Source organism: Verrucosispora sp. WMMD703, assembly GCF_049178935.1.
Classification (GTDB): domain Bacteria; phylum Actinomycetota; class Actinomycetes; order Mycobacteriales; family Micromonosporaceae; genus Micromonospora; species Micromonospora sediminimaris.
Map to the genome: position 1 here is coordinate 5,231,612 of NZ_JBMHMM010000004.1, position 25,921 is coordinate 5,257,532.

Consider the following 25,921-nt stretch of genomic DNA (forward strand, 5'->3'; position numbering starts at 1 on the left):
GTGGGCTGCTCCAGGTTCCCTGGGATCAGTACGCGATCTCGCGAGCTTCGCCGCCGGCGGGTGTCCATTCCTCCGGCCGGATGCGCTGGGCGGGCACGGCTTCGGCCGAAGGGGCCAGTTTTCTCCAGAGGAACTCCAGTGACAACGCCTCGATGAAGGCGCGCTGCTCGTTGTTAGCCGCCGCGCCGTGTCCACCCTCGACGTTCTCGTAGTACGACACGTCGTGGCCGTGCTCGCGCAGCCGGGCGGCCATCTTCCGGGCGTGCCCGGGGTGCACCCGGTCGTCGCGGGTGGAGGTGATGAACAGGACCGGCGGATACCGCTCGTGACTGCGCACGTTGTGGTACGGCGAGTAGTCCCGCAGGAAGGCCCAGTCCTCCGCGACGTCCGGGTCGCCGTACTCGGCCATCCAGGAGGCACCGGCCAGCAGCCGGTGGTAGCGACGCATGTCCAGCAGCGGGACGTTCGCGACGACGGCGCCAATGAGCGACGGATAGCGGGTGAGCATCGCGCCCATCAGCAGGCCGCCGTTGCTGCCACCCTCGATGCCCAGCATGGCCGGCGTGGTGATGCCCCGGCTCACCAGGTCGGTCGCCACGGCCGCGAAGTCCTCGAAGGCGCGGGTTCGATGGGCTCGCAGCGCGGCCCGGTGCCAGCGCGGGCCGTACTCGCCGCCGCCGCGGATGTTCGCCACCACGTAGGTGCCGCCGTGGGCCAGCCAGCCCCGGCCGACGATGCCGTCGTAGCCGGGGGTCAGGGACACCTCGAAGCCGCCGTACCCGTGCAGCAGCGTCGGCCCGGCGGGCGCGGCCGGATCCCCGACCACGAAGTACGGCACCCGGGTGCCGTCGGCGGAGGTGGCGAAGAACTGGCGTACCGCCAGGCCGTCGGGGTCGAAGAACGCCGGTGCCCGCTTGAGCGTCTCGACGCTGCCACCGACCCGTCCGAGCCGCAGCGTGGCCGGCTGGAGGAAACCCTCCGAGGCGATCAGGTACGCGTCGTCCCGGTCCGGATCCGTCTCCACGACGCAACTTTCCTGATCGACCGGCACCCCGGGTAGCGGTTCGCGCCGCCAGCCACTCTCACCGGGGGTGAGCAGTTCCAACCGGCTGCGGACATCGGTGAGGGTGGTCAGGATCAGGTGGTTGCGGGTCCACGTGTACCCGTCGAGCGAGGTCCGGTCGTCCGGCTCGAACAGCACGTTGAAATCCCGGTCACCGGCGAGAAAGGCGGCGAACCGGATCGCCAGCAGCGCACCCGCCGGGTGGCCGACCTCGCCCACCTGCCACGGCGTACGCGGCCGGACCAGCAACCATTCCCGGTGTACGTCCCAGCCGGCGTCCTCGGGCACCGGGATCCGAATCCGCTCCCCCGCCCCGGTCAGCAGGTAGCTCTCCGACCGGTAGAAATCCACGGTGCGCGTGACGAAGTCGCGCTCGAATCCGGGCGTCAGGTCATGCCAGCCGTACGCCCCGATGTCGGTGGTGGACGCCTCGAAGACGATCTCGGCCTCGGTCAGCGGGGTGCCGCGCCGCCACCGGCGCACCACCCGGGGATACCCGGAGTCGGTAAGCGATCCTGGCCCGAGGTCGGTGCCGATCCAGATGTGGTCGGCGTCGATCCAGCCGACGTCGGTCTTGGCCTCCGCCACGGTGAACCCGTCCGCCACGAAGGCCCGATCACCCAGGTCGTACTCGCGCACCACCACCGCATCCGCACCGCCCCGGGAGAGGCTGACCAGGCAGCGCCGGTGCTGCGGCGGCAGGGTCGCCACCCCACCCCAGACCCAGTTCTCGCCCTCCCGTTCGGCAAGCGCGTCAAGGTCGAGCAGGACATCCCACTCCGGTTCCGGCCGGCGGTACTGATCGAGCGTGGTACGCCGCCACAGCCCGCGTGGATGGGTCGCGTCGCGCCACAGGTCGTAGTAGTAGCCGTCGCCGCGCCAGGCCGGGTACGGGATGCGGTCGTCCGCGTCGAGCACCTGCCGGACCTCGGCCTGCCGGGCGGCGAACGCCGGACCGCCGGTCAGGGCCGCGACGGTCTCGGCATTGCGCTCCCGGACCCACGTCGCAGCCTCCGGGCCGTCCAGGTCCTCCAACCAGAGGTACGAGTCATCGCTGTCGTCGGTCGAGATCGCCACCCTCGAACTATCGCCGACATCCGTGTCGGCACCCGACCCGCCGGCTGTCGACATGGCGACTCGGCTGATCGGCGCCACCCGTTCGGCGCTGTGGACTGATCAGCCGACTCGGGTGCGGGAGGCGTCGGTCGCCTCGATCCAGCCTCCGCGAGGTAGAGCGTCTGGCTGGCTGGCGGTGAGTACGAGTGCGTCAACCTCATTGATGGAACCCATCGGTGCCGACGAACTCGACGTTCGCCCACACGTGGTACGGGTCGGCATCCGGGCCGACTCCTCCACCACGTCCGGCAACCACCCGGCTCAGCCTTCGCCCCTCACCGGTCACACGTCCGCGCAGCGCACAACCCGCGTCAACGTAAGAGCGGCAACACGTTCCGCACTTGAACGAACACTTTCTGCTTCATAGACTCGCACCTACGCGCTTTCCCGCCCCCTCCGGGAGGTCGCATTGGGCACATCGACTCGACTACCCGGCCCGACCGGTGGCGGCTGGACCAGCGCGAAGCGCAGCCTCAGCAGCTGGACCCCGCGCCCGCAGAGCCAACCCGGGTCGCTCGTCGAGGACGACCGCCGAAAGGCTGAGCGAACGGCGGAGAAGTTCCGAGACGCGCTGCGTGACGCGCTCCGCGAGGACCCGGAGCGATTCGGCATCCAGAGTTCCGCCAGGGCGAGCGGAGACCGTCTCGTCACCGTGTTGGACGACCTGCGCCAGCCGGACCCGGCCCTGCTCCGGGGCATCGCGGACCACCCATACCTCGCTCCGGCGGACGAGTTCGTTCGTCGGTTCGTCGCCGAGGTCGGCGGCGACGGCCGACTGGTTGTCGACGCAGCCACCCGCCGGGCCGCGCGCCGCGTGGTCGAGCGGCTGGTGGACCACGACGGCCCGCTCGCCGACCCGCTGCGACCAGGGGGTATCAGCGGTGAGCTGTTCTGCGCCCTCTACCAGTCCTTCTTCGGAGATCTGGTCGGCCAGTTCGTGCACATCCTGATCGCCGAGAACGTCAAACTCGCACTGCCGGTGCTGGCGCTCGACCCCACCGACACGGTGGCCGGCTTCGTCGCCGACCAGATCGTCAAGATCCTGCCTGATCCCTGTGCGGTGGCGAACGCACACGATTCCGAACAGCCACACCTCGTCGATACCGCCCGGGACCTGCTCGCAGAAACCGTCGCGGAGGCGCTGGGCTTGGGCGACTCCGGTCTGGAGCTGGCAGCATGAGCCCCGCCAGTTTCGCTTACCAGTATCCGAGCAAGACGAGGTTCTCAGGTCCAGGTCGACCAACGGGACTTGACCCACAACTGCTGTTACCTGCTGATCGTCGACTACAGCAGCTCGCCGAAGTTCCGGGCGACCGACCAGGCTGGGCTCAGGACCTGGTCCAGATCGCGCGTGCTGTCTACCTGGCGGACAAGCTGTCCTCGCGGGCACGCTCCGACGACGGCTGGACCCGACACATCGAGCTCTCGGTAGAGGTAGTGGAGCCAGATCGATGGACTGAACGGACGCTCGTGCTCTTGTCCCGGCTGCTGGAGGCCTTGTCCTCGGACCACTGGGCCATCAACGTTCGTCCTGGGGCCGTTCGGTGGCCGCATCAGGGCCGAATGCTTTCGGCCCAGCAGGTGCAGGAGGTCGCGCTGTTCTCCGGTGGCCTGGATTCCACGGCGCACGCGGTTGAGCGTTCCACGGCAGGTGCGGGTGACCTCCTGCTCGTCTCCTACTACGAACCTCATTGGGGAAGGCAGCAGGACGTCGCACTGGCGACGATCCGGACGGCAGCTTCACGGGGAATTCAGCAGTTCAAGGCGTCACAACAGGTACGCGCCCCTAATGTCGAACTGGAGAAGTCGGCACGCACGCGGGGGCTGTTGTACATGGCGACCGCCGTCTACCTGGCGGCGGTACACGACGTCCCCCACATCGCCGTACCGGAGAATGGTCAGCTGGCCCTGAACCCGGCGCTGACCCCCGCTCGGGCGGCTGCCTGCTCGACCCGCTCAGTGCATCCCGGCACGCTGAGCCTCCTCAACGAAATCATCGGGACGGTCGGAGGTACGGCAACCGTCATCAACCCCTACCTGCACCTCACCAAGGGCGAGGTATGTCAACGGGCGTTGCGGGCAGGGCTCGAGGGCGCGACGCTTACCAACGCCACTGTCAGCTGTGGTCGCCCGCCCAGAGATCGGCCGGACCCACACTGCGGATGTTGCTACCCCTGTCTGGTACGACACTCCGGTCTGCTCACCGCGCTCGGAGACGACGACACGCCGTACGTGAAAGACGTGTGGGCTATGGCGGACCGGCTAGCTGCGACCGATGATCGGCGGGCGTTGCAGCGCTGGCTGAGCGAACCGTTCGGCGTGCGTGATCTGTTCACCGACCTGCCCGTACCGGAGGGGTCTGACCTGACCGCCCTTGTTGACGTCGTGCAGCGCGGCCGTACGGAGCTGACCCGGATGTTCGTCCGGCACCACAAATTGGTCAGGGCAGCGATTCGGTGACGTTCGACCCTGGCATGGGAACGGGCTGCGGGGGTATGACCGACACATGAGGGCGAGTTTCCGGCTCGGCAGGATCGTGGGCGTACCGGTCGGGGTCAACTGGAGTGTCCTGGTCATCTTCGCGCTGATCTGGTGGGGGCTGTCGGCCAACCTGTTCCCGGAGTCGTATCCGGACCGGTCGGTGGTCGCGTACCTGCTGGCCGGGCTGACCGCCGCGGTGGTCTTCTTTCTCGGGCTGCTCGCCCACGAGGTGTCGCATGCGGTGGTGGCCAAGCGCAACGGCCTGGGCGTGCAGGGGATCACCCTGTGGCTGTTCGGCGGGGTCGCCGAGCTGCGCGGCGAGGCCCGCTCCCCCGGTGCCGAGCTGCGCATCTCCGGGATCGGCCCACTGGTCAGTCTGATCATCGGCGTCTTCTTCGGTGCCATCGCGACGCTGCTCGCCCTGGCCGGGGTCCAGGGGTTGCTGCTGGGCGTGATGGCCTGGCTCGGCGGCATCAACCTGCTGCTGGCCGTGTTCAACATTCTGCCGGCGGCACCGCTGGACGGCGGGCGGCTGCTGCGGGCGGCGGTGTGGAAGGCCACCGGCGACCGGACCCGAGCCACTGTGGTGGCGGCCCGAGCCGGCTGGATCCTCGGCCTGGCGCTTATCGGCTTCGGCCTGTGGCGGTTCCTCACCGGCACCGGTGTCGGCGGGTTGTGGCTGGCGTTGATCGGCTGGTTCCTGATCGGCGCGGCCACCATGGAGGAGCGGCAGGCCCGGGTGGGCGACGCGCTGCGCGGCATCCGGGTCGCCGACGTGATGAGCCCGCAGCCGCAGACCGCCTCGGGTGAGCTGACGGTGGCCGACTTCGTGGACAACTACCTCTTCGCGTACCGGCACACGGCGCTGCCGCTGACCGAGGACGGCCGGCCGGTCGGGCTGGTCACCCTCGACCGGGTACGCGGCGTGCCGTCCGGCGAGCGGGGCAGCACCACCCTGGCGGCGGTGGCCTGTCGCGCCGACGACCTGGTGCTCGCCTCTCCCGACGAGCCGCTTACCGACCTGCTGCCCCGGCTCAGCGACTGTGCCGACGGCCGGGCCCTGGTGGTCACCGACGGTCGCCTGGTCGGCATCGTCTCCCCCAGCGACATCAGCCGCGCCGTGCAGCGCAGCAGCATGCGCGACCAGCTCACCACCGGCCGCTGACCGCCGACCGCGCTGACTCAGTCGAGGTGGTCGGCCGGGGCGGTCTGCAACAGCCAGGCCAACGGCATGCGGGCCTGCTCGACGTACCGACCGTCGCCGCCGAGTTCGTGCAACGTGACAGTCTGCGCGCCGTCCCGGTCCACGACCCAGTACCGGGGGATGCCGGCCCGGGCGTACTCGCGCACCTTCGTCACCGAGTCCATCGCCTCGGAGCCGGGCGACACGATCTCGATCACGAGCGCGATGTCGGCCACCGCCGACCACACGCCGCGCCGGGGAGGTTTGCGCCAGACGCTCAGGTCCGGAATCCGACCACCGTTTCCGTCCGGCCCGGGGATGCGTACGCCGACCGCCTGGAGCACCTGTTCCGCGGGCCAGCCCGCCATGATCAGCCAGGCGAACAGTCGGCTCGCGATCGTCGCGTGCTCCGAGTCGGGCGGCGGCATGACCGACAGAACCCCCTCGGGGCTGGTCTCGTAACGATGACCGTTCGCATCGGCGGCGTTCATCGCCGCCACGTCGTCGAGCGTCACGACGGCGGGCATGTGCATGCCGACAGCCTCAGCGCTCATGGGCTAATCCTAGTTCGATGTCCGGGCATGTCCACCGGGCCGCGCCGCGTCGGTACGCCGGTCGTGGTCAGCGGGGAAACAGCTGGTCGAGTTCCTCGGTGCGGAATTTTCCGTTGGGGTCGAGGCGGTTGACCAGCGCGGCGAAGTCGGTCCAGCGGCTGTAGGTCGCGGCGATCGTCCCGGTCGGCATCGTGAAGACCTTGCCCCAGTGTGGCCGGGGCGCGAACGGGGCCAGTGCCCGCTCGACCTCGGCGAGGACCGGCAGTACCGCCGCCGCGTCGGCGATCCAGGTGAAGTGCACCGCGAGGCTGTCGCGGTCGTACTGCGGGCTGAGCCACAGCTCGTCGGCGGCGATCGTGCGCAGCTCGCTGGTCTGCGCGACCGGGGCGATCAGGTGCGCCACCTCGTCCAGCGCGGCGAGTGCGTCGGCGGCCACCGCGCGGGGCAGATGGTACTCGGACTGCAACTCGTCACCGTTGCTCGGCGTGAAGCCGAGCCGGAAGTGCGGTAGCCGCTCGTGCCAGGGGCCGGGCACGCCGAGCTGCTCGGTGCAGTTGGCCACCGGCATGCCGGGCACCGGGTGCCAGGGCCGGTCGGCCGCCGTGGTGCCGAGCCAGTCCGCCGGGGGCGCGGGCTGGTCCGCGAGCTGCTTGCGCCAGACCTGGGTGCCGCGGGTGGAGCGCCAGTCGGTGAAGACACTGACGCTGTACGCCGAGGCGAGCGCCTCGTCCAGCGCCTGGCGAGGCAGGTCGAGGCGGACGTACTGGCGTACCTCGAAGGTCGGCACCACGTCCAGGGTGAGCCGGGTGACGATGCCCAGCGCGCCGAGGGAGACCACCATGCCGGTGAAATCAGGGTCGGTACGGTCCACGGTGAGCAGGTCACCGGCGGCGGTGACCAGTTCCAGGCCGGCGACGGCGGTGGCCAGGTTGCCGACGGTCTCGCCGGAGCCGTGGGTGCCGGTGGTGACCGCGCCGGCCACCGAGATGTGTGGCAGCGAGGCGAGGTTGGCCAGCGCGTATCCGCGCTCGTGCAGCCAGGTGGCCAGGTCGCCGTAGCGCAGCGCGGCCGGCACATGCACCACCCGCCGCTGCTCGTCGAGTCGCGGGGTGGCCGGCAGTCCGGCCAGCGTGACCAGGTCTCCGGTGGTGTCGCCGAGTCGGTTGAACGAGTGTCCGCTGCCCACTGCCCGGATCCGGTCGCTGCCGGCGACCAGTTCCCGCAGCTCGTCGATCGAGGACGGCCGGCGGTACGCCCGGGCTGCGTACTCGACGTTGCCAGCCCAGTTGCGGTGCGTCGACACTCCCGACCCCCTCTGCACGCCGGCGGTTACCGCCGGCTCCGTCGGGGAACCCTACGCCGATGAGCAGCTACCGTGATCCCGCCCCTCGCGGCGACGTGTATCCCTCCGAGGAGGAGATCGACCCGGCCGGCAACGGTGTGGAGCCCGCCACCGGTTTCACCGGCACCGTTGACGGCTCCCCGGTCACCTGGTCCGATGCGGGGCCGTGGGCGAGCCAGCCGGATCCGCAGCCCAGCCCCACCCCGGAGCCGGTGCCGGAACCGCCGCCCGCCCCCGGCCCGCCGCCCCGGGTCGAGGCCGGCGCCCGGTCGATAGTGACCCGGCACATGGACGGTTCGGTGCAGGTGGTCACCGATTTCGACGGCGACGGCGTCGCGGACCAGGTGCAGTTCGACCTTGACGGCGACGGGCTACCGGACGTCACCTACCTGGACCGCGACCGGGACGGCCAACTCGACACCGTGCTGCGCGAGGAGCACCGGGTCTGACGCGCCGCCCCGGCCCGCCCGGCCCGACTCGACCGGTCAGGCGGGCGGCATCTGGGCGAGATCGACTCCGATTGCGGCGTGCCGGGGTTCCAGGGCCGCTGATACCCCGACTTGCCGCAATCGGAGCCGCCCGCGGCGGGAGCCGCCCGGGGCGGGACGGTCAGAGCTGCCGCATCACCTCGGTGGCGACCAGGTCCAGGTGATCCAGGTCGCTCAGGTCGAGCACCTGGAGGTAGAGGCGCTGGCTGCCGATCTCCGCGTACCGGCCGATGGTGTCGATGACCTCGGCGGGGGTGCCGGCGAGGCCGTTGACGCGCAGCTCGTCCGGTTCGCGGCCGATCGCGGCGGCCCGCCGCGCCACCTCGGCGTCGTCCTTGCCGCAGCAGAGCACCAGCGCGTTGGACCAGGTCAGCTGGGCCGGGTCGCGGCCGATGTCGGCGCAGGCGGCACGGACCCGCTCGAACTGGGCCACCGTCTCGTCGATCGAGACGAACGGCAGGTTGAACTCGTCGGCGTAGCGGGCGGCTAGCTGCGGCGTACGCTTCGCGCCCTTGCCACCGAGCAGGATCGGCGGGTGCGGGCGCTGGACCGGCTTGGGCAGCGCGGGCGAGTCGCTGACCTGGTAGTGCCGGCCGGTGAAGTCGAACGTCTCGCCCGGCGGGGTGCGCCAGAGACCGGTGATCACCGCCAGCTGCTCGTCCAGCCGGTCGAACCGCTCCCCCAGCGGCGGGAACGGAATTCCGTACGCCTGGTGCTCGGCGTCGTACCAGCCGGTGCCGATGCCCAGCTCGACCCGGCCGCCGCTCATCTGGTCGACCTGGGCGACGGTGATCGCGAGCGGGCCGGGCAGCCGGAACGTCGCGGCGCTCATCAGCGTGCCGAGCCGGATGGACCGGGTGTCCCGGGCCAGCCCGGCCAGCGTCGTCCAGGCGTCGGTGGGGCCGGGCTCGCCGCTGACCGACCCCATCTTCAGGTAGTGGTCCGAGCGGAAGAAGGCGCCGAAGCCGGTCTCCTCGGCACGTCGGGCCACGGCGAGCAGGTCGTCGTAGCTGGCGCCCTGCTGAGGTTCGGTGAAGATCCGCAGTTCCATGGGTCGAGCATAGGTAAGCCACCGGCGGTGGCGCTCGGGGACGCTCGCCGGCCGCTTCCGGAAGGATAGCCGGAAATCCTTGCAGGTCTTGCAGTTGGCCGCAAGGGACAGCCTCGCCTTGCATCGTGTTGTGAAAGATAGGTTCCCAACCATCGATGCCACTGTTACGGTCACGCAACCACCGCAACTTCTTGCACACCTTGCAGGAAGACGGACTTTCGCCGACGTCTGCCTGACCGTCCCCCGAGGAGGGCACCGTGCGTATCCCCCGTCCCCGCGCCGCGATCCCCGCGGCCCTGGCCGCGATACTTGTCGCGGTCGGTCTCACCTCCGTCGCCGCCGGCACCGGGCCTGCCAGCGCCGCCGACGTACGCGTCAACGGCGACGCCATCGTCCATCTGTTCCAGTGGCGGTGGAACTCCGTCGCCGACGAGTGCGAGCGCAACCTCGGCCCCAACGGCTGGGGCGGCGTACAGGTCTCCCCGCCGCAGGAGCACGTGGTGCTGCCCAGCGCCGAGGGCGCCACCTACCCGTGGTGGCAGGACTACCAGCCGGTGTCGTACCGGCTCGATCAGACCCGGCGGGGCACGAAGGCCGAGTTCGTCGACATGGTCCAGCGCTGTCGCGCCCAGGGCGTCAAGATCTATGTGGACATGGTGCTCAACCACATGAGCGGCACCGGCTCGGCCGGCAGCGGCCCGGGCAGCGCGGGCACCGTCTACAGCAAGTACAGCTACCCGAACCTGTTCGACGACGGCTCGGGCGACAGCTACGGCTACGCCGACTTCGGGCCCTGCTACCGGCGGATCAGCAACTGGGGCAACAAGCAGGAGGTGCAGGACTGCGAACTGCTCGACCTGGCCGACCTCAACACCGCCGACCCCGAGGTACGGCGAAAGGTCGCCAAGTACATGAACGCGGTGATCGACCTCGGGGTGGCCGGGTTCCGGGTGGACGCCGCCAAGCACGTACAGGAGGCGCACCTGGCCGACATCATCAGCCGGCTGCGGGACGTGCCCGGCTTCGGCGGCCGGCCGGACCTGTTCCACGAGGTGTACGGCGACGGCACCATCCCCTACACCGCGTACGCCCCGTACGGCGGGGTGACCAACTTCGACTACCAGCGGGCCGTGTCGTCGGCGTTCCGCGACGGCAACATCGCCCAGCTGGGCAACCTGCCCAACTACGGCGGGCTGACCGCGCAGCAGGCGGTGGTGTTCATCGACAACCACGACACGCAGCGAGAAAACCCGACGCTCACCTACAAGAGCGGCGCCCGCTACTACCTGGCGGACACGTTCATGATGGCCCACCCGTACGGCCGGCCCCAGCTGATGTCGAGCTACGCGTACGGCTCGGTGCACGGGCAGGGGCCGCCCAGCAGTTCCAACGGCACCACCCTGGCCACCGACTGCGCCAGCGACGCGTGGATCTGCGAGCACCGCGACCCCGGGGTGGCCGGCATGCCGGGCTTCCGTAACGCGGTCGCCGGCACCGGCATCGGGTCGGTCACCACCGAGGGCAACGGTCGGCTGGCGTTCGCCCGGGGCGACCGGGGGTACGCCGCCTTCAACGCCACCGGCAGCACCTGGAGCCGCAGTTTCGCCACCTCGCTGCCGGACGGCCGCTACTGCAACGTGGGCCGGGGCGCGTACGACCGGTCGACCGGGGCCTGCCCGGGTGGTGCGGTCACCGTCACCGGTGGCAGCTTCACCGCCGCCATCCCGGCCGACCAGGCGGTCGCCCTGCACGTCGAGGCCCGGCTGGACGGCGTCACCCCGAACCCGACGCCTACCGCGACGCCGACCACCACGCCGACGCCGACCGCGAGCCCGTCCCCGCCGGCCGGGTCGACCCGGTTCGCCGCGACCGTCTCCACCGACCCGGGCCAGGAGGTGTACGTGGTCGGTTCGGTTCCGCAGCTCGGCTCCTGGAACCCGGCCAACGGGGTGAAGCTGTCCACCACGTCGGGCAGCTACCCGACCTGGACCGGGTCGGTGGACATTCCGGCCGGCACCGCGTTCGAGTGGAAGCTGGTGAAGGTCGGCAACGGCACGACGCAGTGGGAGAACGATCCCAACCGCACCGGCCTCGGCGGTACCGCCGTGACCGCCACCTGGAACCAGCCCGCGAGCGACCCACCGGGCGACGCCACGGTCTCCGTACGGGTCACCGCCGACACCACGTACGGGCAGCACGTGTATCTGGTTGGGGACCTGCCCGCCCTCGGGGGCTGGGATCCGGCCCGAGGGATCCGGCTGTCACCGACGGAGTATCCGGTCTGGACCGGTGCGGTGCGCCTGCCCGCCGGCACCACTCTCGCCTACAAGTACGTCAAGCGGACCGACTCCGGGCAGGTGGTGTGGGAGTCGGGCGCGAACCGTACCGCCACCGCCTCCGGTTCGCCGACGCTCACCGACACCTGGCGCTGACCGCACCTGGCACCGCCCGCACCGTGCGGCCCCTCCCGATCCCCGACCGGGAGGGGCCGCCCCCGTCCCACGGTGCGCCGAGCGGCCGGCGTCCACCCACTCCGGACGCCGGCACGTCGACGGTCAGGGCGTCGCGCGTCGGATGGTCAGATAGCTGAGGCCGGCGAGCAGCAGGGTGAGTAGAGCCGGCCAGCCGACCAGCAGGGCCCAGCCCGGCTGGTCGGCGAACCAGCCACCGATCGCCGACCACCAGCCCCGCCAGGTGGCGAGCACGACGAGCCCACCGATCCCGGCCAACGCGACGGTGCTCAGTATCAGCAGGCCGTTGACGCCCCAGCGCTTGAAGACCAGCGCGATGGCGATGCCGATGAAGCCGAGCAGCAGGAACGGGATCGCGAAGCTGAGGAACCGCAGCACCGGGTTGTCCACCATCAGGAAGGGAATACCGAAGAAGCGCAGGTTGACGCCCCACCCGTCGGTGGCCTCCTCGATCACGGCCAGCAGATAGAGCACCGCCGCGTAGCTGACCGCCTGCCCGAGGTAGTTGAGCACGTTGCCGAGGTAGAAGCTGCGGCGGGAGACGCCCAGCCCGATGGCGAACGGAAAGTCCTGGGTGATCGCGTTGATGCTGGCGATGAACATCACCACGTAGATGCTCATCAGCCCACCGGTGGTCGGCTCGAAGTCGTCGGCTTCGTTCATCGCGCTGAACAGGGCCAGGTTGATGAGGAAGCTGAGCGCGAGGATCCCCCACGGCCAGCCGACGACGCTGCGCCAGCCGACGAACTGGAGCCGGGCCACGGTCAGGGCGCGGTTCATCGGACAGCCTCCTTGTCTGCCGCGGCGGCGCTACCGGCCGCGTGCCCGTTGTTCGAGGTGGTCAGGCGTACGACGATGTCCTGGAGCGAGGACGCTTCGAGGCCGAGGCCCAGCGACCGGGCACGGTCGTGCGCGGCCGGGCCGAAGTCGCCGCGTACGGTGGCCCGAGCCGTGCCGCCGAGCGACGCCCGGTGCAGTTCGGTGCCGGTACGGGCGAACTCGTCCACCGCCGCGACCGGGCCGGAGACCGTGACCACCTGGCCGCGCAGCGCCTCCGCCTCGACGTCGAGCAGGAGCCGACCCCGGTCGATCAGCAGGATGTGCTCGATCAGGTCGCTGACCTCGTCGATGAGGTGGGTCGACAGCACGATGGTGCGGGGATGTTCGGTGTAGTCGGCCAGCAGGTGATCGTAGAAGAGCTGCCGGGAGACGGCGTCCAGCCCGAGGTAGGGCTCGTCGAAGAAGGTCAGCGGGGCACGCGAGGCGAGCCCGACGACGATGCCGAGCGCGGAGAGCATGCCGCGGGAGAGCTTGCGGACGTTGCGCCCGCGCGGCAGTTGGAACACGTCGACCAGTCGCTGGGCGAGCGCCTCGTCCCAGCCTGGATGCACCAGGCGGGCCGCCCGCAGGACGTGCGTGACCCGCAGGTGCGACGGGTAGGTCTGGCTCTCCTTGATGAAGGAGATCCGGGAGAGCACCTGTTCGTTCTCGTACGGGTGCTGCCCGAAGACGCTGATCTCACCGCTGGTGGCGAAGTTCTGCGCGGTGAGGATCTGCATCAGGGTGGTCTTGCCGGCACCGTTGCGCCCCAGCAGGCCGTGGATCCGATGCTCGGCAAGCGAGAAGCTGACCCCGTCCAGGGCGGTGACTCCCTGGTACCGCTTCGTTAGATCGGTGACGGTGACGACCGCGCTCATCGGCCCTCCTCCCAGGTGTCGATCATGTTCTTGAGTTCGGCCGGTTCGATGCCGAGCTTGCGCGCCTCGGTGAGCAGCGGCCGGACGTACTGTCGGGCGAACTCGTCGCGGCGCCGGCCGCGGAGCTTCGCGCGGGCGCCGGGAGAGACGAACATGCCGATTCCTCGCTTCTTGTAAAGAGTTCCGTCGTCGACCAGCTTGTTGACCCCCTTGGCGGCGGTCGCGGGGTTGATCCGGTGGAAGGCGGCCAGCTCGTTGGTCGACGGCACCTGACCCTCCTCCGCGAGGGTCCCGTCCAGGATCGAGTTCTCCAGCAGCTCCGCGATCTGGAGGAAGATCGGCCGGCCGTCCTCCATCACGCCCACCATCCCCAGACGCCACCCTGGTTGCCTGGTTCATTACTCATGTAACTAACCATGCAACCAGGGTGGTTCCCCTGTCAAGGGGCGGACGGACGGAGAGCGGCCCGGTCCGGAAGTCACCCCGGACCGGGCCGCCCTACGGGGTTCAGCTTCAGCCGTACGGAGGGCGGGCGTACGCGGCCCGCAGCGCGGCCAGACCGGTCGCCTTCGGACTGAGGGTGCCCCAGCCGGAGTTGAAGTAGTTCGTCCGGGCGATCAGCGGGCCACGCTCGGCGTTGAGCCGGGCGATGGCCGGCGGCACGGTGGCGATCCAGGCCGCCTGGTCGGGGAACTCGATGACCCGTACGCCCCACTCGGCGATGAGCACCGGACGGGACAACGCCACCGGGCCGAGATCGGCCACCGCCCAGTCCTTGGTGCGCCGGAACCGTTCCAGTGCGGTGTGGCTGGCACTTGTCGCGTAGACGTTCCACTGGAGGTAGTCCAGCCGGGTCATCAACGCCTCCGGGTGGGTGCGCCGGAAGCAGTCCCGGTTGAAGCCACCGACCCCGACCGAGAAGGTGCTGCCCTGGGGCAGTCCCTTGGCCCGAAACCAGTTGACGATGTACGTCACGGCCTGCACCGCCCGGGCGTCGGACTCGGCCCAGGTGTACGCCTTTCCGGCCTCCGTGGTGCCGAACTCGTGATCGGTGTCCAGCTCGGAGGCGAGTTGGATGTTCACCCCGAAACCCATTGTCAGGTACTGCGACAGCGCCCGGGCGAACAGCCCGTCGCACTGCCCGGCGAGGACCTGGCCGTAGCCGTACGCCTTCGGCCAGACCGCGCCGGGCCGCTGCTGGATGGTCATCGCCGGCGCCGGCACGGTGTATCGCACCCCGTCCACCGTGAAGGTCTGCGGCCCGGTGTCGGGCGCGCCGTAGTGCTTCAGTTCGAGCACCATGTTGAGCTGCACCCCGGCGCGCCCCAGCGTGATCAGCCAGGGGCGTTGGTAGCCGGGGAAGATGTAGCCGTCGGCGAAGCTGCGGTACTGGGTCAGCGACCGGAAGTTGCCGCCGACCATGTCGGCCGTCGGGTCCGCGCCGCCGGAGAGGTAGTACCCGCCCAGCACCGGCGGCAGCACGGTGTAGGCGACGCTGGCGCTGGCGGTCCGGCTGGCGGAGTCGCGCACCGTGACGGTCACCCTCGGCATCACGCCACCGCCCGGAACACGGCGACCGCGCCGTTGTCGGAGACCCGGGACCAGGTGCGCCCCGAGTCGTCGGCGACGGTGACGGTGAGCGGATCGATCACCGCGGTCACCGAGACGGGGGCGCTACGGTTGCCCTGCGCGTCGGCCACCGTGACCGTCACGGTCAACCGCTGGTGGTCCGGGTCGCCGTAGTTGACGGTCAGCAGCATCTGCTCGCCCGGCGAGTAGGTGGTGGGATTCATCGAGGCGTTGGCGGTGGGAGCGGCCATGGCGGCTCCTTCCTGGCTTGGTCGCCGTGCCCAGCGGGTGCAACACCGTCGGTGCGGCTGGTCTACGGCGGCGGGCCGGAGCCGGGTGGCGCAGCGGCGCGCCCCGGCGGGATCCGTACTGGCGGCCGGCGGGACGTCGCGGTTCCCACCCCGGCCGGAGGATCGGATGTGGCCCGCCATCCGCAGCCTCGCTACCTGCTACAACAGTGCGTCGGGGTACGCTCCGCCGTCTTGTCCGTTTCCGGACATATTGACCATTATGGAGGCGACACGTGAAGTATCTGATGTTGATTTACGGCAACGAGGAGATCTGGGGCAGCCTTCCGGACGGTGACCTGGCCACCCTGATCGGGAAGGTCGACGCCTTCACCGAGGCGCTGCGGGCCTCGGGCGAGTTGGTCGACGTACAGGGGCTGGTGTCCCGCCCCCGGTCGGTGCGGATCAGCGCCGACGTTCCGGTGGTCACGGACGGGCCGTACCTGGAGGCCAAGGAGTACGTGGGCTCGTACCTCGTGGTCGACGTCGACGACGAACAGCGGGCGTTGGAGATCGCCCGTGACTATCCGGGCCTGCGGTTCGGCACCGCCGGCGGCGGCTTGGAGATCTGGCCGCTGATGACCGGAGCGGACCACTGAGCCTCGACGCGGCCACCGTCGACCTGTTGCGCCGGCTCGCGCCGCAACTGCTGGCCGCGCTCGTCCGCCGGTACGGCGACTTCGGCCGGGCCGAGGACGCCGTGCAGGAGGCCCTGGCTGCCGCCGTCGAGAGGTGGCCACTCGACGGCGTACCCGAGCAGCCGTCGGGCTGGCTGCACACCGTCGCCGCCCGCCGCTACGTCGACCTGGTACGCAGCGAGGCCGCCCGCGCCCGCCGCGAGCGCACGGCGCTGGACCTCACCCCACGCGACGCGTTGGTCACCCCGCCACCCGACGCCGAGGCGCCCCGGGACGACCTGCTGGAGTTGTTCCTGCTCTGCTGCCATCCGGCTCTGCCGGCACCCGCGCAGCTGGCACTGACCCTGCGCGCGGTGGGTGGGCTCACCACCGCCGAGGTCGCCGCGGCCTTCCTGGTGTCGGAGCGGACCATGGGGCAGCGGATCTCCCGGGCCAAACAGCGGCTGCGGGAGGCGGGCGCCCGGTTCGCACCGCCGCCGACGGCGGAACGGGAGGCCCGGCTGGCCGTTGTACGCCAGGTGCTGTACCTGATGTTCAACGAGGGCTACAGCGCCAGCAGCGGCCCCCAGCTACGTCGCGCCGACCTGACCGGGCAGGCCCTGCGGTTGACTCGCCGGCTGCACGAGCAACTACCCGGCGACGGGGAGACGGCCGGCCTGCTCGCGTTGATGGTGCTGACCGAGGCCCGAGCGGCGGCCCGGGTCGGCCCCGACGGCGAGCTGGTGCCGCTGGCGGAACAGGACCGCGGGCGGTGGGACCGGACGGCGATCGACGAAGGGCGCGTGCTCGTCGAACGCAGCCTGGCCGCCACACCACCCGGGCCGTACCGGATCCAGGCCGCCATCGCGGCGGTGCACGCCGAAGCGCCGAGCACCGAGGCCACCGACTGGCCCCAGGTGCTCGCCCTCTACGAGTTGCTGGAGCGGATCGCACCCAATCCGGTGGTCACTCTGAACCGGGCGGTGGCGGTGGGCATGGTCCACGGGCCGGCCGCCGGGCTGGCCCTGCTGTCCGAGGTGGAGTCGGGGCCGCTGACCGGGCACCACCGACTGCACGCCGTCCGCGCCCACCTGCTGGAACTCGCCGACGACCGGGCCGCCGCCGCAGCGCAGTGGCGGGCGGCGGCGGACCGTGCCGGCAGCGATCCCGAACGGCGGTACCTGCTGCGCCGCGCCGCCGCCGCGAGCGATCCGAGCCAGCATCCGTGTGAGCCAGGTCACCACCGGATCCGGTAGAAGCGAGCCGTCCGGCTCCGATCCACACGTGGATCGGCACCCACGCCGGGTGCCGACGGATTCGGGAGGAACGGACATGACGAAGGTGACCGCCCAACTGTCGGTGTCGCTGGACGGCTACTACGCCGGCCCACAGCACGACGGCGACGGCGACTGGCTGCGGTCGGCGGAGAGCCACGGGTTCTTCCGGGTGACCCGGTGGGCCACCGAGGCGATGGCGTGGCGCGAGCGGCAGGGCTTCGCCGGCGGCCGGCACGACGCCGACTCCGAGATCATCGCCGAGTCGTTCGCCGCAGCCGGCGCGTACGTGATGGGTCGCCGGATGGCCGACGGCGGCGAGGTGCCGTGGGGCGACGAACCACCGTTCCGTGCTCCGGTCTTCGTGGTGACCCACCGGCCCCGCCCGACCCTGCACCGCCAGGGTGGCACCAGCTTCACCTACGTCACCGACGGGCTGGCCAGCGCGGTGGCACAGGCGCGGGCCGCAGCCGGTGAAAAGAACGTCGCGGTGGCCGGCGGTGGCAGCCTGGTCCGACAGGTGCTGCGGGCCGGGCTGCTCGACGAGTTGGAGTTGCACGTGGTGCCGGTCGTTCTCGGCGGCGGGCTACGGCTCTTCGACGACCTGGGCCTCGACGATTTCGAGGCGATCGAGCTCAGCGCCGACCGGGTGGTCTCCAGCCCGCAGGTCACCCACATCCGGTACACGGTGCGCGGCCGCGCCCCGCTGGTCCTCGACGACCGCGGCCGTGGCACCGGCACCCCGTAGGGCATGCCGTCAGAGGGCGGCGAGGAAGGCGAGCACCTCGGACCACCCGTCCCGGCGGGCGGCGGCGTCGCCCGCCCGGGTGCCGCCGTGCGTCTGCTCGCCGGTGCGCCCCTGGTGCACCGTCTTCGACGGCAGGTACGGGAAGGTGCCCACGCCGTGGCCCGCGTCCGGGTAGAGCAGCACCCGGTGGGGTGGGCCACCGAGGGCCAGCAGCAGGTCGGCGGCATAGCTCGGCGCGTCCCAGAGCAGGTCGTCCGCCCCGGCGATGGCCAGTACCGGTCCGTCGATCCGGTCGACAGGTATCGGGCCGCTCGGGACGGGTCGGCCACGGTAGGTCCAGGCGGGCGCTCCGGTGTACGGGTAGCCGAGGTGGACGACGCTGCTCGGGGCGTAGGCGACGACGGCGCGTACCAGGTCGGGACGCTGTTGCGCCAGCAGCAACGCGGCCTCGGTGCCGCGTGAGTAGCTGATCACCGCCGGCTCGCCACCGGAGTACGGGGCGAGCAGTTCGGCGGCGGTGACGAAGTACTCCAGCGGTATGTCGTGCAGGCTGTCCGCCAGTCCGGAAGCGCCGAAGTAGCCCAGGCACAGCACCGGGTGCCCCCGGGAGGCGAGCAGGGGTGCGTCGTACAGCCCGCCGACGCCGCCCTCCGAGCCACCGAACCACAGCACCCCGCGCCGTCGGGGCACGTCCGGCGGCGGAAGGACGAGCAACCCGCGAACCCCGTCGGCCGCCGGGGTCAGTTCGGTGAAGGAGACCTGACCCGCCGTCCAGTCCCGCCGCACGGTGACGGTGGCGGGCTCGCGCCCGCCACCCACGGCCGACAGCCGGACTGGGAAGTCACGCCGCAGGTGCGGCCAGATGGGCGCGAAGGAGGAGGCGTCGCCGTCCAGCGGATCCATCGACCAGAACAGACCCATCGGGTCGACACCCGAGTAGGAGCCGTCCACCGGGGCGTCCTGTGACACGTCCACCACACCGTTGGCGTCGGCCACGAACGTCGCCGCCGCACGCCAGACGCGCCCCGCGTGATCCTCCGCCTCGGCGGCGATCACCGCCCGTTCCCTCGCGGCCAGGCCATTCACGCGTACCCGCAACGGCTGGTCGACGAGCGCCACGGCCGGCGTCACGTCCAGGCGCAGGCGCGCCGCGCCGCCCCTGCCCCGGTCGCCGACGAGCAGGGTCGCGACCAACAGCCCCACCAGGACGGCGGGCAGGATCCTCGACGTTCTCCACCAACGCGGCATCGACAACACCGTATTGCCGACTGTCCACCGACGTCCGTCCCGCTGCCATCGGTTGTCGGCAGGGCGACCGCGCTGGTGCCGGGCACCCGCCTCGCCGGTGTAGGCAAGCCGACTGTGACCTTGACCGGTGCCCGGAACAGTGGCAGCAAGCTTCGACTACCACCGATTGGAGTGGCCCATGTCTCTCCGTCTCCGTCTCCGTCACCTTGCCGCCGTCCTAGCCGTGGTGCTGGCCGCGGCGCTGTCGATCACCGGCGCACCGGCCACGGCCGCCACCGCCGACCGCTTCGGATTCGCGTACGTCGACGATCCGACGGTGCCGGTCTGGACGCCGCTGCCCGCGGCCTACCAGTTCGGCAGTTGGGCGCCGGGGCCCACGGCCACCGGCGGCAAGGTCGCCCCCGGCCGGTTCCTGGTGAGGTTCCCGGCCATCGGCCTGGGTTCGCGCGGCAACGCACACGTCACCGCCGTGGCGAAGGACGGCCGCTTCTGCGAACTCGTACGGTGGGGCAGTTCGGGCGCCGACGAGATCGTCGACGTGCAGTGCTTCCGGCCCGGGGGCACCCCGGCCGACACCCCGTTCACGGTGTTGTGGACGGTCAGCTCCGGCATCCTCCCGGCGGGCGTCGGCGCGTACGCCTCGGCGCAGGTGTTGTCAAACGTCCTCGCCCAGTCGTACAACTCAACAGGTGCGCCCGTCACCGTCGCCAACGTCGCGGTGGGCATCTACGACGTGCGCTTCCGGGCGGTCGGCGCGCCACCCGGCGTGCTGTCCGGAAACGTCCAGGTGACCGCCCAGCAGCCGAACGCACAACCGCGCCGATGCAAGATCCTCCGCTGGGGTGCGGCCGGCCTGGACGCGGTGGTCTACGTCGCCTGCCATGATCCGTTCACCGGCGCGCGGATGAACAGCGACTTCACCGTGTCGTTCCATCGGGAGCGTTCGGTCTACGCGTCGTTCGGCCCGCCGAAGCACTTCGGGTACCTTGCGACACCGTTCGCCGGCCCGACGAACTACTCGTACCCGCTCGGCGTCGGCGCCAACGGCTTCGGTCCCACCGGCCCCGGCACCTTCGTCGTCAAGTTCCCGGCCCTGCACGAGAAGAGCACCACCGCGCAGGTGACCGCGATCGGTGACGACCCCTCGTACTGCACGGTCCAGGAGCTGTGGGCGCAGTTCGGCAGCGACGCGGTGTTGCCGGTCGCCTGCTTCAGCAACGCCGGCCGTCCGCAGGACGCCCCGTTCAGCTCGACCTTCTCGTCGAGCGTCTGAGCCCGTCGGTCCCCGCCCAGGCACACCTGGGCGGGGCTTTCGGTCGGCGCGACAGTTGCACGCGGCGTCATCTTCCCCGCTGCCCGGCGGCGGAGCTGGCCGGACGACACGATCCGGCCAGCTACGCCCCTGGCAGGTCGCTGGCGGCGGCGCGCAACGCGGCGATGCTGGCGGCCACCGCGGGATGGCCAGCCGCGCCCTGTCGGTAGGCGATCCGGGTCCGCCGTCGGATGGTGAGCGGAACGAGGACCACCCCGCTGGGCGGCCGATCAACCGCCAGTTGGGGCACCAGTCCAACGCCCTGACCGGCGGCGACCAGGGCGAGCACGGCGGCGAAGTCGTCGGCGTGGTGCCGCACGGTCGGGCGGAAGCCGGCCAGCTCACCGGCGTGCAGGGTCACCGCGTGACAGAGCGTGCCCGGGCTGGCGACGATCCAGTCCGCGTCGCGTACCGAGCGCATCGGGTCACCGGTGGGGTGGCGGTCCGCCCCGACGGCCAGGAACACCGTCTCGTCGAGCAGTGGCACCGAGTCCAAGGCCGGATCCGGCTCGACGGGCACGATGTCGTAGTCGTGCACGAGGGCCACGTCGAGGCGGCGGTCGCGCAGCGCGTCGGGCACCGCGACCGGGTCCAACTCGGTGACCATCAGGTCCAGCGCGGGATGGTCACGGCCGAGCGCGACCAGGGCGGGCAGCAGCAGCGTACGCACGGCACTGGGGTACGCGCCGATGCGTACCGTGCCGGAGAGCCCGCCCCGGGCGGCGGCGAGGGTCGCGTCGGCCGCCTCCAGCGCGGCGAGGACCACCTCGGTGTGCCGGACCAGCGCCTCCCCGGCCGGGGTCAGGGTGACCCGCCGGCCGGCGCGTTCCAGGAGCGCGACACCGGCCTCGCGTTGCAGCGCGGCGAGCTGCTGGGAGACGGCGGACGGCGTGTACGTGTGCGCCTCGGCCACGGCGGCGATGGTGCCGAGGTGGGACAGGTCCCGCAGCAGGCGCAGCCGGCGAACGTCAAGCATCAGCTCAGCTTACGTATTCGGTGAGCAATCGGAACTGGTGCTTCATCTTCCGCTGGCGGAGGCTGGCAGCATGACACCTGCCGGGCTCTACGTACCCATGATCACGCCGTTCGACGGGAACGGTGCCGTCGCCCTCGACGCGCTGAGCGCTCTCGCCCACGAGGTGCTGGCGGCCGGTGCGGTCGGTCTGGTCGCCCTCGGCACCACCGCCGAGCCGCACGCCCTCAGCGCCGTCGAGCAGCGGATGGTGGTCGACGCGGTCGCCGCGGCCTGCCGGGAGCACCGGGCCGGTCTCCTGGTCGGCGCGCACACCGCGCCGGAACTGCGGGCCCTCGCCGAGCGACCCGAGGTCGGGGCGGCGCTCTGCCTGGTCCCGCCGTTCCTGCGCCCCGGCGAGGAGGCGGTACTCGCGCACTACGCCCGGTTGGCCGAGGAGTCCCCCGTGCCGCTTGTCGCCTACCACGTCCCGTACCGCACCGGGCAGCAGCTCGGCGTCGGCACGCTGCGCCGCCTCGCCGGGCTACCCGGCCTGGTGGGCGTCAAGCACGCGGTCGGCGGCATCGACGCCGACACGATCGCCCTGCTGGCCGACCCGCCGTCCGACTTCGCGGTGCTGTGCGGCGAGGACGCGTACGTCGCACCGCTGCTCGCTCTCGGCGCGGCCGGTGGCATCCTCGCCTCCGCGCATCTCGCCACCGCCGACTACGCCGAGCTGGTCTCGGCCTGGCGGTCCGGCGACGTCGCCCGGGCCCGGCCGCTCGGCCACCGGCTCGCCGCCCTCTCGGCCGCGCTGTTCGCCGAGCCCAACCCTGCCGTGGTCAAGGCGGTGCTGCACGCCCAGGGGCGGATCCCGACGCCGCTCGTCCGTCCTCCGCTGCTGCCCGCCACGTCGACCGCCACCGCGCGGGCGCTGACCTGCCTGGCCAGGGTGCCGGCGGTACCGGTGTGAGGGCGTCCGGCGAATCTCAGCGAGAAATTTCCCGGCGGCATGTCGAGAAGCCGGGTCGGGCTCCGTCCTCGTTGCGAACGCGGCCACAATGGCCCCGTACCTGACAAGGAGCATCCGATGGCCAAGTACCTGCTGCTCAAGCACTACCGTGGCGGCCCGACCCCGCTGCACGACGTGCCGATGGACCAGTGGACGCCCGAGGAGATCTCGGCCCACGTGCAGTACATGCGCGACTTCGCGGCTCGGCTCGAAGACACCGGCGAGTTCGTCGAGGGTCAGGCGCTCTCCCCGGAGGGAACGTTCGTCCGCTACGACGGCGAGGGGCGACCGCCGGTCACCGACGGCCCGTTCGCCGAGACCAAGGATCTGATCGCCGGCTGGATGGTGATCGACGTCGAGACCTACGACCGGGCGCTGGAACTGGCCGGTGAGCTGTCCGCGGCACCGGGTGCCGGCGGGAAGCCGCTGCACGAGTGGCTCGAGGTGCGGCCGTTCCTGACCGAGCCGCCGACCATCTCGGAGTGACGCACGGTGGATGAGGCCGTCCTACGGACCCTTACTCCCGCCGTGATCGGCATCCTCGTCCGTCGCGGGGTCGACTTCGCGACGGCCGAGGATGCCGTGCAGGACGCGCTGGTCGAGGCCGTCCGGGCATGGCCTACCGACCCGCCGCGCGATCCCAAGGGCTGGCTGGTCGCCGTGTCCTGGCGGAAATTCCTGGACGCGGCTCGCGCGGACACCTCGCGGCGACGGCGCGAGGCGCTGGCGGAGGTCGAGCCCGCGCCCGGCCCGGGTGAACTGGTGGACGACACGCTCGCCCTCTACTTCCTGTGCGCGCATCCGTCGTTGACCCCGGCCTCGGCGGTGGCGCTGACGCTGCGGGCGGTGGGTGGACTGACCACGCGGCAGATCGCCCGGGCCTACCTGGTGCCGGAGACGACCATGGCGCAGCGGATCAGCCGAGCCAAGCGGACCGTCTCGGGAGTCCGGTTCAACCAGCCCGGTGACGTCAGCACCGTGCTGCGCGTGCTCTACCTGGTCTTCAACGAGGGCTACTCGGGCGATGTCGACCTCGCTGCGGAGGCGATCCGACTCACCCGCCAGTTGGCGGCCAGGATCCGACACGAGGAGGTGGCCGGCCTGCTCGCGCTCATGCTGCTCCATCACGCCCGCCGCACGGCGCGGACCGCCGCCGGTGGCCGGCTGGTGCCGCTGGCCGAACAGGACCGCAGTCGCTGGGACACCCGCCTGATCGCCGAGGGCGTGCAGGTGCTCCAGAACGCGCTGGCCCGCGACCGCCTGGGCGAGTTCCAGGCACAGGCCGCCATCGCCGCGCTGCACGCTGACGCCCGCACCGCCGAGGAGACCGACTGGGTGCAGATCGTCGAATGGTACGACGAACTGGTGCGCCTCACCGACAGTCCGGTGGCCCGCCTCAACCGGGCCGTCGCGGTCGGCGAGGCCGACGGGCCACGGGCCGGCCTGGCAGCCCTGGCGGATCTCGACCCGGCCCTGCCCCGGTACGCCGCTGTCGCCGCCTACCTGCATGAGCGTGACGGCGACCTGGCGACCGCAGCGCGGCTCTACGCCAAGGCCGCCCGATCGGCGCCCAGCCTTCCCGAAATCGACCATCTCACCCGGCAGGCCGCCCGACTCAACGCGTTGCTACGCGGTTGATCGGTCGCTGTGGCCGCATCATCTTCAAGGAGACAAGCATGGCGATCCAGCGGTTGGACAACGTCCTCATCGTGGTCCACGACCTTGACCGGGTCATCTCGTTCTTCGTCGAACTCGGCATGGAACTGGAGGGCAGGGCGCCGATCGAGGGGCGTTGGGTGGAACGCGTCATCGGCATCGACGACGTCCGGCAGGAGGTCGCGATGCTCCGGACCCCCGACGGCCACGGGCGCATCGAACTGGCGAAGTTCCACACGCCGAGGGCGATCACCCCCGAGCCGCAGGAGGCACCGGCGAACACCCTGGGCATCCGGCGCATCATGTTCGCCGTCGACGACATCGAGGACGTCGTCGCCCGCCTGCGCGCCCACGGGGCCGACCTGGTCGGCGAGCTGGCGCAGTACGAGGACAGCTACCGGCTCTGCTACGTGCGCGGCCCCGAGGGCATCGTCGTCGGCCTGGCTCAACAGCTCGGCTGAAGGCCGACAAGCGGCTCAGGGCAGTGGGACGACGTAGGAGTCGACGCGGGCGATCAGTCCGTCGCGGAAGGTGAACAGGTCGTTGAAGGCGAACCGGAACGGTCCGTGCTCGACGCTTGTCCCACGCCCCTCGCCGGTGGTGACGACCACCGGGCCGTCCTCGTACACGCGCTGGACGTCCAGGTCGGGGCTGCCGGTGAAGGCTGGATTCTCGATCTCGCTGTCGAACTCGGTCTTGCCTCGGGTGGTCCGGTGGCCGTGGATGACCCATTCAACGTCTTCGGTGAGGGTGGCGAGGATTCGCCGGTGGTCGCTCGTCCGGAAACCTTCGAGGTAATCCGCGACGAGGTCGCGCTGGGTCTGCTGCGTCATGATGTGCTCCGTCCTGTGGGGGCGTCGGGTTGTTGCAGGTGCGCCGCCAACGCGTCGAGGATCGAGGCGAGCCCATCGGCCGCCTGGGTCGTGCGAAGCTCAGCGGGCAGTCGACGTTGGTGCACGGTCAGCTCGGTGCCGCCGCCAGCGGGGTGGAGACTCACGGTGGTCCGCAGCCCGGTCAACGGCTCGTCGAACACGAGCTCGTGCGGTGCGGTGACGCGCACGTAGACGAAGCGGAGCCGACGGGTGGCGCCGTCCGGCGCGCGGGTGTCGAGCGCGAACTCCCCGCCGGGACGCAGGTCCACGACCACGGACTCGGGCGGCACGACGGCGTGCGAACCGCCCCAGAATGCTGCGATCCCCGCCGGTGAGGTGAAGGCCACCCAGACGCGATCGGGTTCGGCCGGAAGGTGGCGGCTGGCGATCAGTTCGTCGCCGCGAAGCTGCGACCTGGCGGTCATCGGGCCGCCTCCTCGTCGGCGAGGTGCCGCTCCAGGGCGTCGAGCCGGTCGTTCCAGACCCGGCGTTGCTCGTCGATCCAGGTGCCGAGCAACGACAGCTGATCGGCCCTCAACCGGCAGGGACGCCTCGTGCCCTCGCGCCGCTGCTCGATGAGGCCGCACCGGCGCAGCACCCCGACGTGGTGCGAGATCGCCTGTGGGGTCAGGTCGAAGGGCGCAGCCAGCTCTCCCACCGTGGCGTCACCGCGCGCGAGACGGGCCACCAGGGCACGCCGGACAGGGTCACCGAGGGCGGCGAAGGCGGAGTCGAGCTCCGGGGCGGGTGCCAGCGAGATGGACATGCCCCCACGCTAACACAAACAATCATTTGCGAAAGCGGTAGTTTGCCGTTCGCTGCCGGCAGTAGCACTCGCCTTCCGGCCCGTACCCGGCGACCACCGCACCTGCACCCTCCAGGCCGACGCTCAAGAGCGGCCTCGTACCGTCGTACGGTCAGGTTCGGT

Annotated in this window: 27 protein-coding genes; 13 read left to right on the forward strand and 14 right to left on the reverse strand. The window is 71.1% G+C overall.

Annotated features, from left to right (window positions below):
• Positions 1–25: 25 nt before the first annotated feature.
• On the reverse strand, positions 26–2,140 hold the full coding sequence (locus ACN26Z_RS24225; RefSeq protein ID WP_421463520.1) for a prolyl oligopeptidase family serine peptidase: 2,115 nt from the start codon (positions 2,138–2,140) through the stop codon (positions 26–28).
• A 448-nt stretch (positions 2,141–2,588) separates the two neighbouring features.
• Here ACN26Z_RS24225 and ACN26Z_RS24230 point away from each other — a divergent pair, with 448 nt between their 5' ends.
• Genes ACN26Z_RS24230 through ACN26Z_RS24240 form a run of 3 tightly spaced genes read left to right on the forward strand, consistent with a single transcriptional unit; the run spans position 2,589 to position 5,825 of the window.
• Positions 2,589–3,359, forward strand: coding sequence for a hypothetical protein (locus tag ACN26Z_RS24230; protein ID WP_282237248.1), 771 nt, complete (start codon positions 2,589–2,591; stop codon positions 3,357–3,359).
• Positions 3,356–4,639 (forward strand): hypothetical protein, encoded by a 1,284-nt coding sequence (locus tag ACN26Z_RS24235; protein WP_421463521.1) that lies wholly within the window; start codon positions 3,356–3,358, stop codon positions 4,637–4,639. Before ACN26Z_RS24230 ends, ACN26Z_RS24235 begins: the two co-directional genes overlap by 4 nt.
• Before the next feature lie 46 nt (positions 4,640–4,685).
• On the forward strand, positions 4,686–5,825 hold the full coding sequence (locus ACN26Z_RS24240) for a site-2 protease family protein (RefSeq protein WP_282237246.1): 1,140 nt from the start codon (positions 4,686–4,688) through the stop codon (positions 5,823–5,825).
• A 17-nt stretch (positions 5,826–5,842) separates the two neighbouring features.
• Here the strand turns inward: ACN26Z_RS24240 and ACN26Z_RS24245 are convergent, their stop codons facing one another.
• Together ACN26Z_RS24245 and ACN26Z_RS24250 are read right to left on the reverse strand one after the other, a co-directional pair.
• On the reverse strand, positions 5,843–6,397 hold the full coding sequence (locus tag ACN26Z_RS24245; protein ID WP_282237245.1) for a Uma2 family endonuclease: 555 nt from the start codon (positions 6,395–6,397) through the stop codon (positions 5,843–5,845).
• A 67-nt stretch (positions 6,398–6,464) separates the two neighbouring features.
• A complete protein-coding gene (locus ACN26Z_RS24250; RefSeq protein ID WP_421463522.1) occupies positions 6,465–7,700 on the reverse strand; it encodes a D-arabinono-1,4-lactone oxidase in 1,236 nt (411 codons plus the stop codon).
• Positions 7,701–7,759: 59 nt separating this feature from the next.
• On the opposite strand from ACN26Z_RS24250, the gene ACN26Z_RS24255 reads away from it, so the two are divergent.
• Positions 7,760–8,188, forward strand: a complete 429-nt coding sequence (locus tag ACN26Z_RS24255) for a hypothetical protein (protein WP_421463523.1) — start codon at positions 7,760–7,762, stop codon at positions 8,186–8,188.
• A gap of 160 nt (positions 8,189–8,348) precedes the next feature.
• On the opposite strand, the gene ACN26Z_RS24260 is transcribed toward ACN26Z_RS24255, so the two are convergent.
• Positions 8,349–9,278 carry an LLM class F420-dependent oxidoreductase gene (locus ACN26Z_RS24260; RefSeq protein WP_282237243.1) on the reverse strand — a complete coding sequence of 310 codons (930 nt, stop codon included), beginning with the start codon at positions 9,276–9,278 and terminating at the stop codon, positions 8,349–8,351.
• 257 nt (positions 9,279–9,535) lie between these two features.
• Here ACN26Z_RS24260 and ACN26Z_RS24265 point away from each other — a divergent pair, with 257 nt between their 5' ends.
• On the forward strand, positions 9,536–11,710 hold the full coding sequence (locus ACN26Z_RS24265; RefSeq protein WP_421463524.1) for a carbohydrate-binding module family 20 domain-containing protein: 2,175 nt from the start codon (positions 9,536–9,538) through the stop codon (positions 11,708–11,710).
• A 123-nt stretch (positions 11,711–11,833) separates the two neighbouring features.
• Here the strand turns inward: ACN26Z_RS24265 and ACN26Z_RS24270 are convergent, their stop codons facing one another.
• The 5 genes from ACN26Z_RS24270 to ACN26Z_RS24290 form a co-directional block, all read right to left on the reverse strand.
• Positions 11,834–12,529 carry an ABC transporter permease gene (locus tag ACN26Z_RS24270; RefSeq protein WP_282237241.1) on the reverse strand — a complete coding sequence of 232 codons (696 nt, stop codon included), beginning with the start codon at positions 12,527–12,529 and terminating at the stop codon, positions 11,834–11,836.
• Positions 12,526–13,446, reverse strand: coding sequence for an ABC transporter ATP-binding protein (locus tag ACN26Z_RS24275; RefSeq protein WP_421463525.1), 921 nt, complete (start codon positions 13,444–13,446; stop codon positions 12,526–12,528). The genes ACN26Z_RS24270 and ACN26Z_RS24275 overlap by 4 nt, the downstream gene beginning before the upstream one ends.
• Positions 13,443–13,802 (reverse strand): GntR family transcriptional regulator, encoded by a 360-nt coding sequence (locus ACN26Z_RS24280; RefSeq protein WP_093401347.1) that lies wholly within the window; start codon positions 13,800–13,802, stop codon positions 13,443–13,445. Before ACN26Z_RS24280 ends, ACN26Z_RS24275 begins: the two co-directional genes overlap by 4 nt.
• 157 nt (positions 13,803–13,959) lie before the next feature.
• Entirely contained in the window at positions 13,960–14,997 is a 1,038-nt protein-coding gene (locus tag ACN26Z_RS24285) for a hypothetical protein (protein ID WP_282237239.1), read from the reverse strand.
• Positions 14,997–15,266, reverse strand: coding sequence for a hypothetical protein (locus ACN26Z_RS24290; RefSeq protein ID WP_093401348.1), 270 nt, complete (start codon positions 15,264–15,266; stop codon positions 14,997–14,999). Before ACN26Z_RS24290 ends, ACN26Z_RS24285 begins: the two co-directional genes overlap by 1 nt.
• Positions 15,267–15,538: 272 nt before the next feature.
• Between ACN26Z_RS24290 and ACN26Z_RS24295 the strand changes: the two genes are divergently transcribed.
• From ACN26Z_RS24295 to ACN26Z_RS24305, 3 genes are all read left to right on the forward strand, one after another.
• The gene (locus tag ACN26Z_RS24295) at positions 15,539–15,901 is read left to right on the forward strand and encodes a YciI family protein (protein WP_282237238.1); all 363 of its coding nucleotides are present in this window, start codon (positions 15,539–15,541) and stop codon (positions 15,899–15,901) included.
• A 23-nt stretch (positions 15,902–15,924) separates the two neighbouring features.
• Positions 15,925–17,175 (forward strand): RNA polymerase sigma factor, encoded by a 1,251-nt coding sequence (locus ACN26Z_RS24300; protein WP_421464712.1) that lies wholly within the window; start codon positions 15,925–15,927, stop codon positions 17,173–17,175.
• 76 nt (positions 17,176–17,251) lie between these two features.
• Positions 17,252–17,941: a dihydrofolate reductase family protein gene (locus tag ACN26Z_RS24305; RefSeq protein ID WP_282237236.1), complete on the forward strand. Its 690-nt coding sequence runs from the start codon at positions 17,252–17,254 to the stop codon at positions 17,939–17,941.
• 9 nt (positions 17,942–17,950) lie between these two features.
• Here ACN26Z_RS24305 and ACN26Z_RS24310 read toward each other — a convergent pair whose 3' ends face one another.
• Positions 17,951–19,189: an acyl-CoA thioesterase/bile acid-CoA:amino acid N-acyltransferase family protein gene (locus ACN26Z_RS24310; RefSeq protein WP_421463526.1), complete on the reverse strand. Its 1,239-nt coding sequence runs from the start codon at positions 19,187–19,189 to the stop codon at positions 17,951–17,953.
• Positions 19,190–19,367: 178 nt separating this feature from the next.
• On the opposite strand from ACN26Z_RS24310, the gene ACN26Z_RS24315 reads away from it, so the two are divergent.
• On the forward strand, positions 19,368–20,462 hold the full coding sequence (locus ACN26Z_RS24315) for a hypothetical protein (protein ID WP_421463527.1): 1,095 nt from the start codon (positions 19,368–19,370) through the stop codon (positions 20,460–20,462).
• Positions 20,463–20,583: 121 nt separating this feature from the next.
• On the opposite strand, the gene ACN26Z_RS24320 is transcribed toward ACN26Z_RS24315, so the two are convergent.
• Positions 20,584–21,477 carry a LysR family transcriptional regulator gene (locus tag ACN26Z_RS24320; RefSeq protein WP_421463528.1) on the reverse strand — a complete coding sequence of 298 codons (894 nt, stop codon included), beginning with the start codon at positions 21,475–21,477 and terminating at the stop codon, positions 20,584–20,586.
• Between the two features lie 70 nt (positions 21,478–21,547).
• Between ACN26Z_RS24320 and ACN26Z_RS24325 the strand changes: the two genes are divergently transcribed.
• The 4 genes from ACN26Z_RS24325 (at position 21,548) to ACN26Z_RS24340 (ending at position 24,582) form a co-directional block, all read left to right on the forward strand.
• Positions 21,548–22,426, forward strand: coding sequence for a dihydrodipicolinate synthase family protein (locus ACN26Z_RS24325; protein WP_282237232.1), 879 nt, complete (start codon positions 21,548–21,550; stop codon positions 22,424–22,426).
• Between the two features lie 117 nt (positions 22,427–22,543).
• Entirely contained in the window at positions 22,544–22,951 is a 408-nt protein-coding gene (locus ACN26Z_RS24330; RefSeq protein ID WP_093401356.1) for a YciI family protein, read from the forward strand.
• 6 nt (positions 22,952–22,957) lie between these two features.
• Positions 22,958–24,103 carry an RNA polymerase sigma factor gene (locus tag ACN26Z_RS24335; RefSeq protein ID WP_421463529.1) on the forward strand — a complete coding sequence of 382 codons (1,146 nt, stop codon included), beginning with the start codon at positions 22,958–22,960 and terminating at the stop codon, positions 24,101–24,103.
• A 38-nt stretch (positions 24,104–24,141) separates the two neighbouring features.
• Positions 24,142–24,582 carry a VOC family protein gene (locus tag ACN26Z_RS24340; RefSeq protein ID WP_421463530.1) on the forward strand — a complete coding sequence of 147 codons (441 nt, stop codon included), beginning with the start codon at positions 24,142–24,144 and terminating at the stop codon, positions 24,580–24,582.
• A gap of 15 nt (positions 24,583–24,597) precedes the next feature.
• Here the strand turns inward: ACN26Z_RS24340 and ACN26Z_RS24345 are convergent, their stop codons facing one another.
• From ACN26Z_RS24345 to ACN26Z_RS24355, 3 genes are read right to left on the reverse strand one after another with little or no spacing between them, the layout of a single operon-like run.
• On the reverse strand, positions 24,598–24,954 hold the full coding sequence (locus ACN26Z_RS24345; protein WP_093401358.1) for a nuclear transport factor 2 family protein: 357 nt from the start codon (positions 24,952–24,954) through the stop codon (positions 24,598–24,600).
• Complete coding sequence (locus tag ACN26Z_RS24350) at positions 24,951–25,418, reverse strand: SRPBCC family protein (RefSeq protein WP_421463531.1); 468 nt, start codon at positions 25,416–25,418, stop codon at positions 24,951–24,953. The genes ACN26Z_RS24345 and ACN26Z_RS24350 overlap by 4 nt, the downstream gene beginning before the upstream one ends.
• Positions 25,415–25,759: an ArsR/SmtB family transcription factor gene (locus tag ACN26Z_RS24355; RefSeq protein WP_282237228.1), complete on the reverse strand. Its 345-nt coding sequence runs from the start codon at positions 25,757–25,759 to the stop codon at positions 25,415–25,417. Before ACN26Z_RS24355 ends, ACN26Z_RS24350 begins: the two co-directional genes overlap by 4 nt.
• Positions 25,760–25,921 lie beyond the last annotated feature (162 nt).

Coding starts and splice junctions, on each gene's coding strand:
- ACN26Z_RS24235 (WP_421463521.1), top strand. CDS start 3,356: ATGAGCCCCGCCAGTTTCGCTTACCAGTATCCGAGCAAGACGAGGTTC.
- ACN26Z_RS24240 (WP_282237246.1), top strand. CDS start 4,686: ATGAGGGCGAGTTTCCGGCTCGGCAGGATCGTGGGCGTACCGGTCGGG.
- ACN26Z_RS24245 (WP_282237245.1), bottom strand. CDS start 6,397: ATGAGCGCTGAGGCTGTCGGCATGCACATGCCCGCCGTCGTGACGCTC.
- ACN26Z_RS24255 (WP_421463523.1), top strand. CDS start 7,760: ATGAGCAGCTACCGTGATCCCGCCCCTCGCGGCGACGTGTATCCCTCC.
- ACN26Z_RS24260 (WP_282237243.1), bottom strand. CDS start 9,278: ATGGAACTGCGGATCTTCACCGAACCTCAGCAGGGCGCCAGCTACGAC.
- ACN26Z_RS24270 (WP_282237241.1), bottom strand. CDS start 12,529: ATGAACCGCGCCCTGACCGTGGCCCGGCTCCAGTTCGTCGGCTGGCGC.
- ACN26Z_RS24275 (WP_421463525.1), bottom strand. CDS start 13,446: ATGAGCGCGGTCGTCACCGTCACCGATCTAACGAAGCGGTACCAGGGA.
- ACN26Z_RS24280 (WP_093401347.1), bottom strand. CDS start 13,802: ATGGAGGACGGCCGGCCGATCTTCCTCCAGATCGCGGAGCTGCTGGAG.
- ACN26Z_RS24285 (WP_282237239.1), bottom strand. CDS start 14,997: ATGCCGAGGGTGACCGTCACGGTGCGCGACTCCGCCAGCCGGACCGCC.
- ACN26Z_RS24290 (WP_093401348.1), bottom strand. CDS start 15,266: ATGGCCGCTCCCACCGCCAACGCCTCGATGAATCCCACCACCTACTCG.
- ACN26Z_RS24305 (WP_282237236.1), top strand. CDS start 17,252: ATGACGAAGGTGACCGCCCAACTGTCGGTGTCGCTGGACGGCTACTAC.
- ACN26Z_RS24310 (WP_421463526.1), bottom strand. CDS start 19,189: ATGCCGCGTTGGTGGAGAACGTCGAGGATCCTGCCCGCCGTCCTGGTG.
- ACN26Z_RS24315 (WP_421463527.1), top strand. CDS start 19,368: ATGTCTCTCCGTCTCCGTCTCCGTCACCTTGCCGCCGTCCTAGCCGTG.
- ACN26Z_RS24320 (WP_421463528.1), bottom strand. CDS start 21,477: ATGCTTGACGTTCGCCGGCTGCGCCTGCTGCGGGACCTGTCCCACCTC.
- ACN26Z_RS24325 (WP_282237232.1), top strand. CDS start 21,548: ATGACACCTGCCGGGCTCTACGTACCCATGATCACGCCGTTCGACGGG.
- ACN26Z_RS24330 (WP_093401356.1), top strand. CDS start 22,544: ATGGCCAAGTACCTGCTGCTCAAGCACTACCGTGGCGGCCCGACCCCG.
- ACN26Z_RS24340 (WP_421463530.1), top strand. CDS start 24,142: ATGGCGATCCAGCGGTTGGACAACGTCCTCATCGTGGTCCACGACCTT.
- ACN26Z_RS24345 (WP_093401358.1), bottom strand. CDS start 24,954: ATGACGCAGCAGACCCAGCGCGACCTCGTCGCGGATTACCTCGAAGGT.
- ACN26Z_RS24350 (WP_421463531.1), bottom strand. CDS start 25,418: ATGACCGCCAGGTCGCAGCTTCGCGGCGACGAACTGATCGCCAGCCGC.
- ACN26Z_RS24355 (WP_282237228.1), bottom strand. CDS start 25,759: ATGTCCATCTCGCTGGCACCCGCCCCGGAGCTCGACTCCGCCTTCGCC.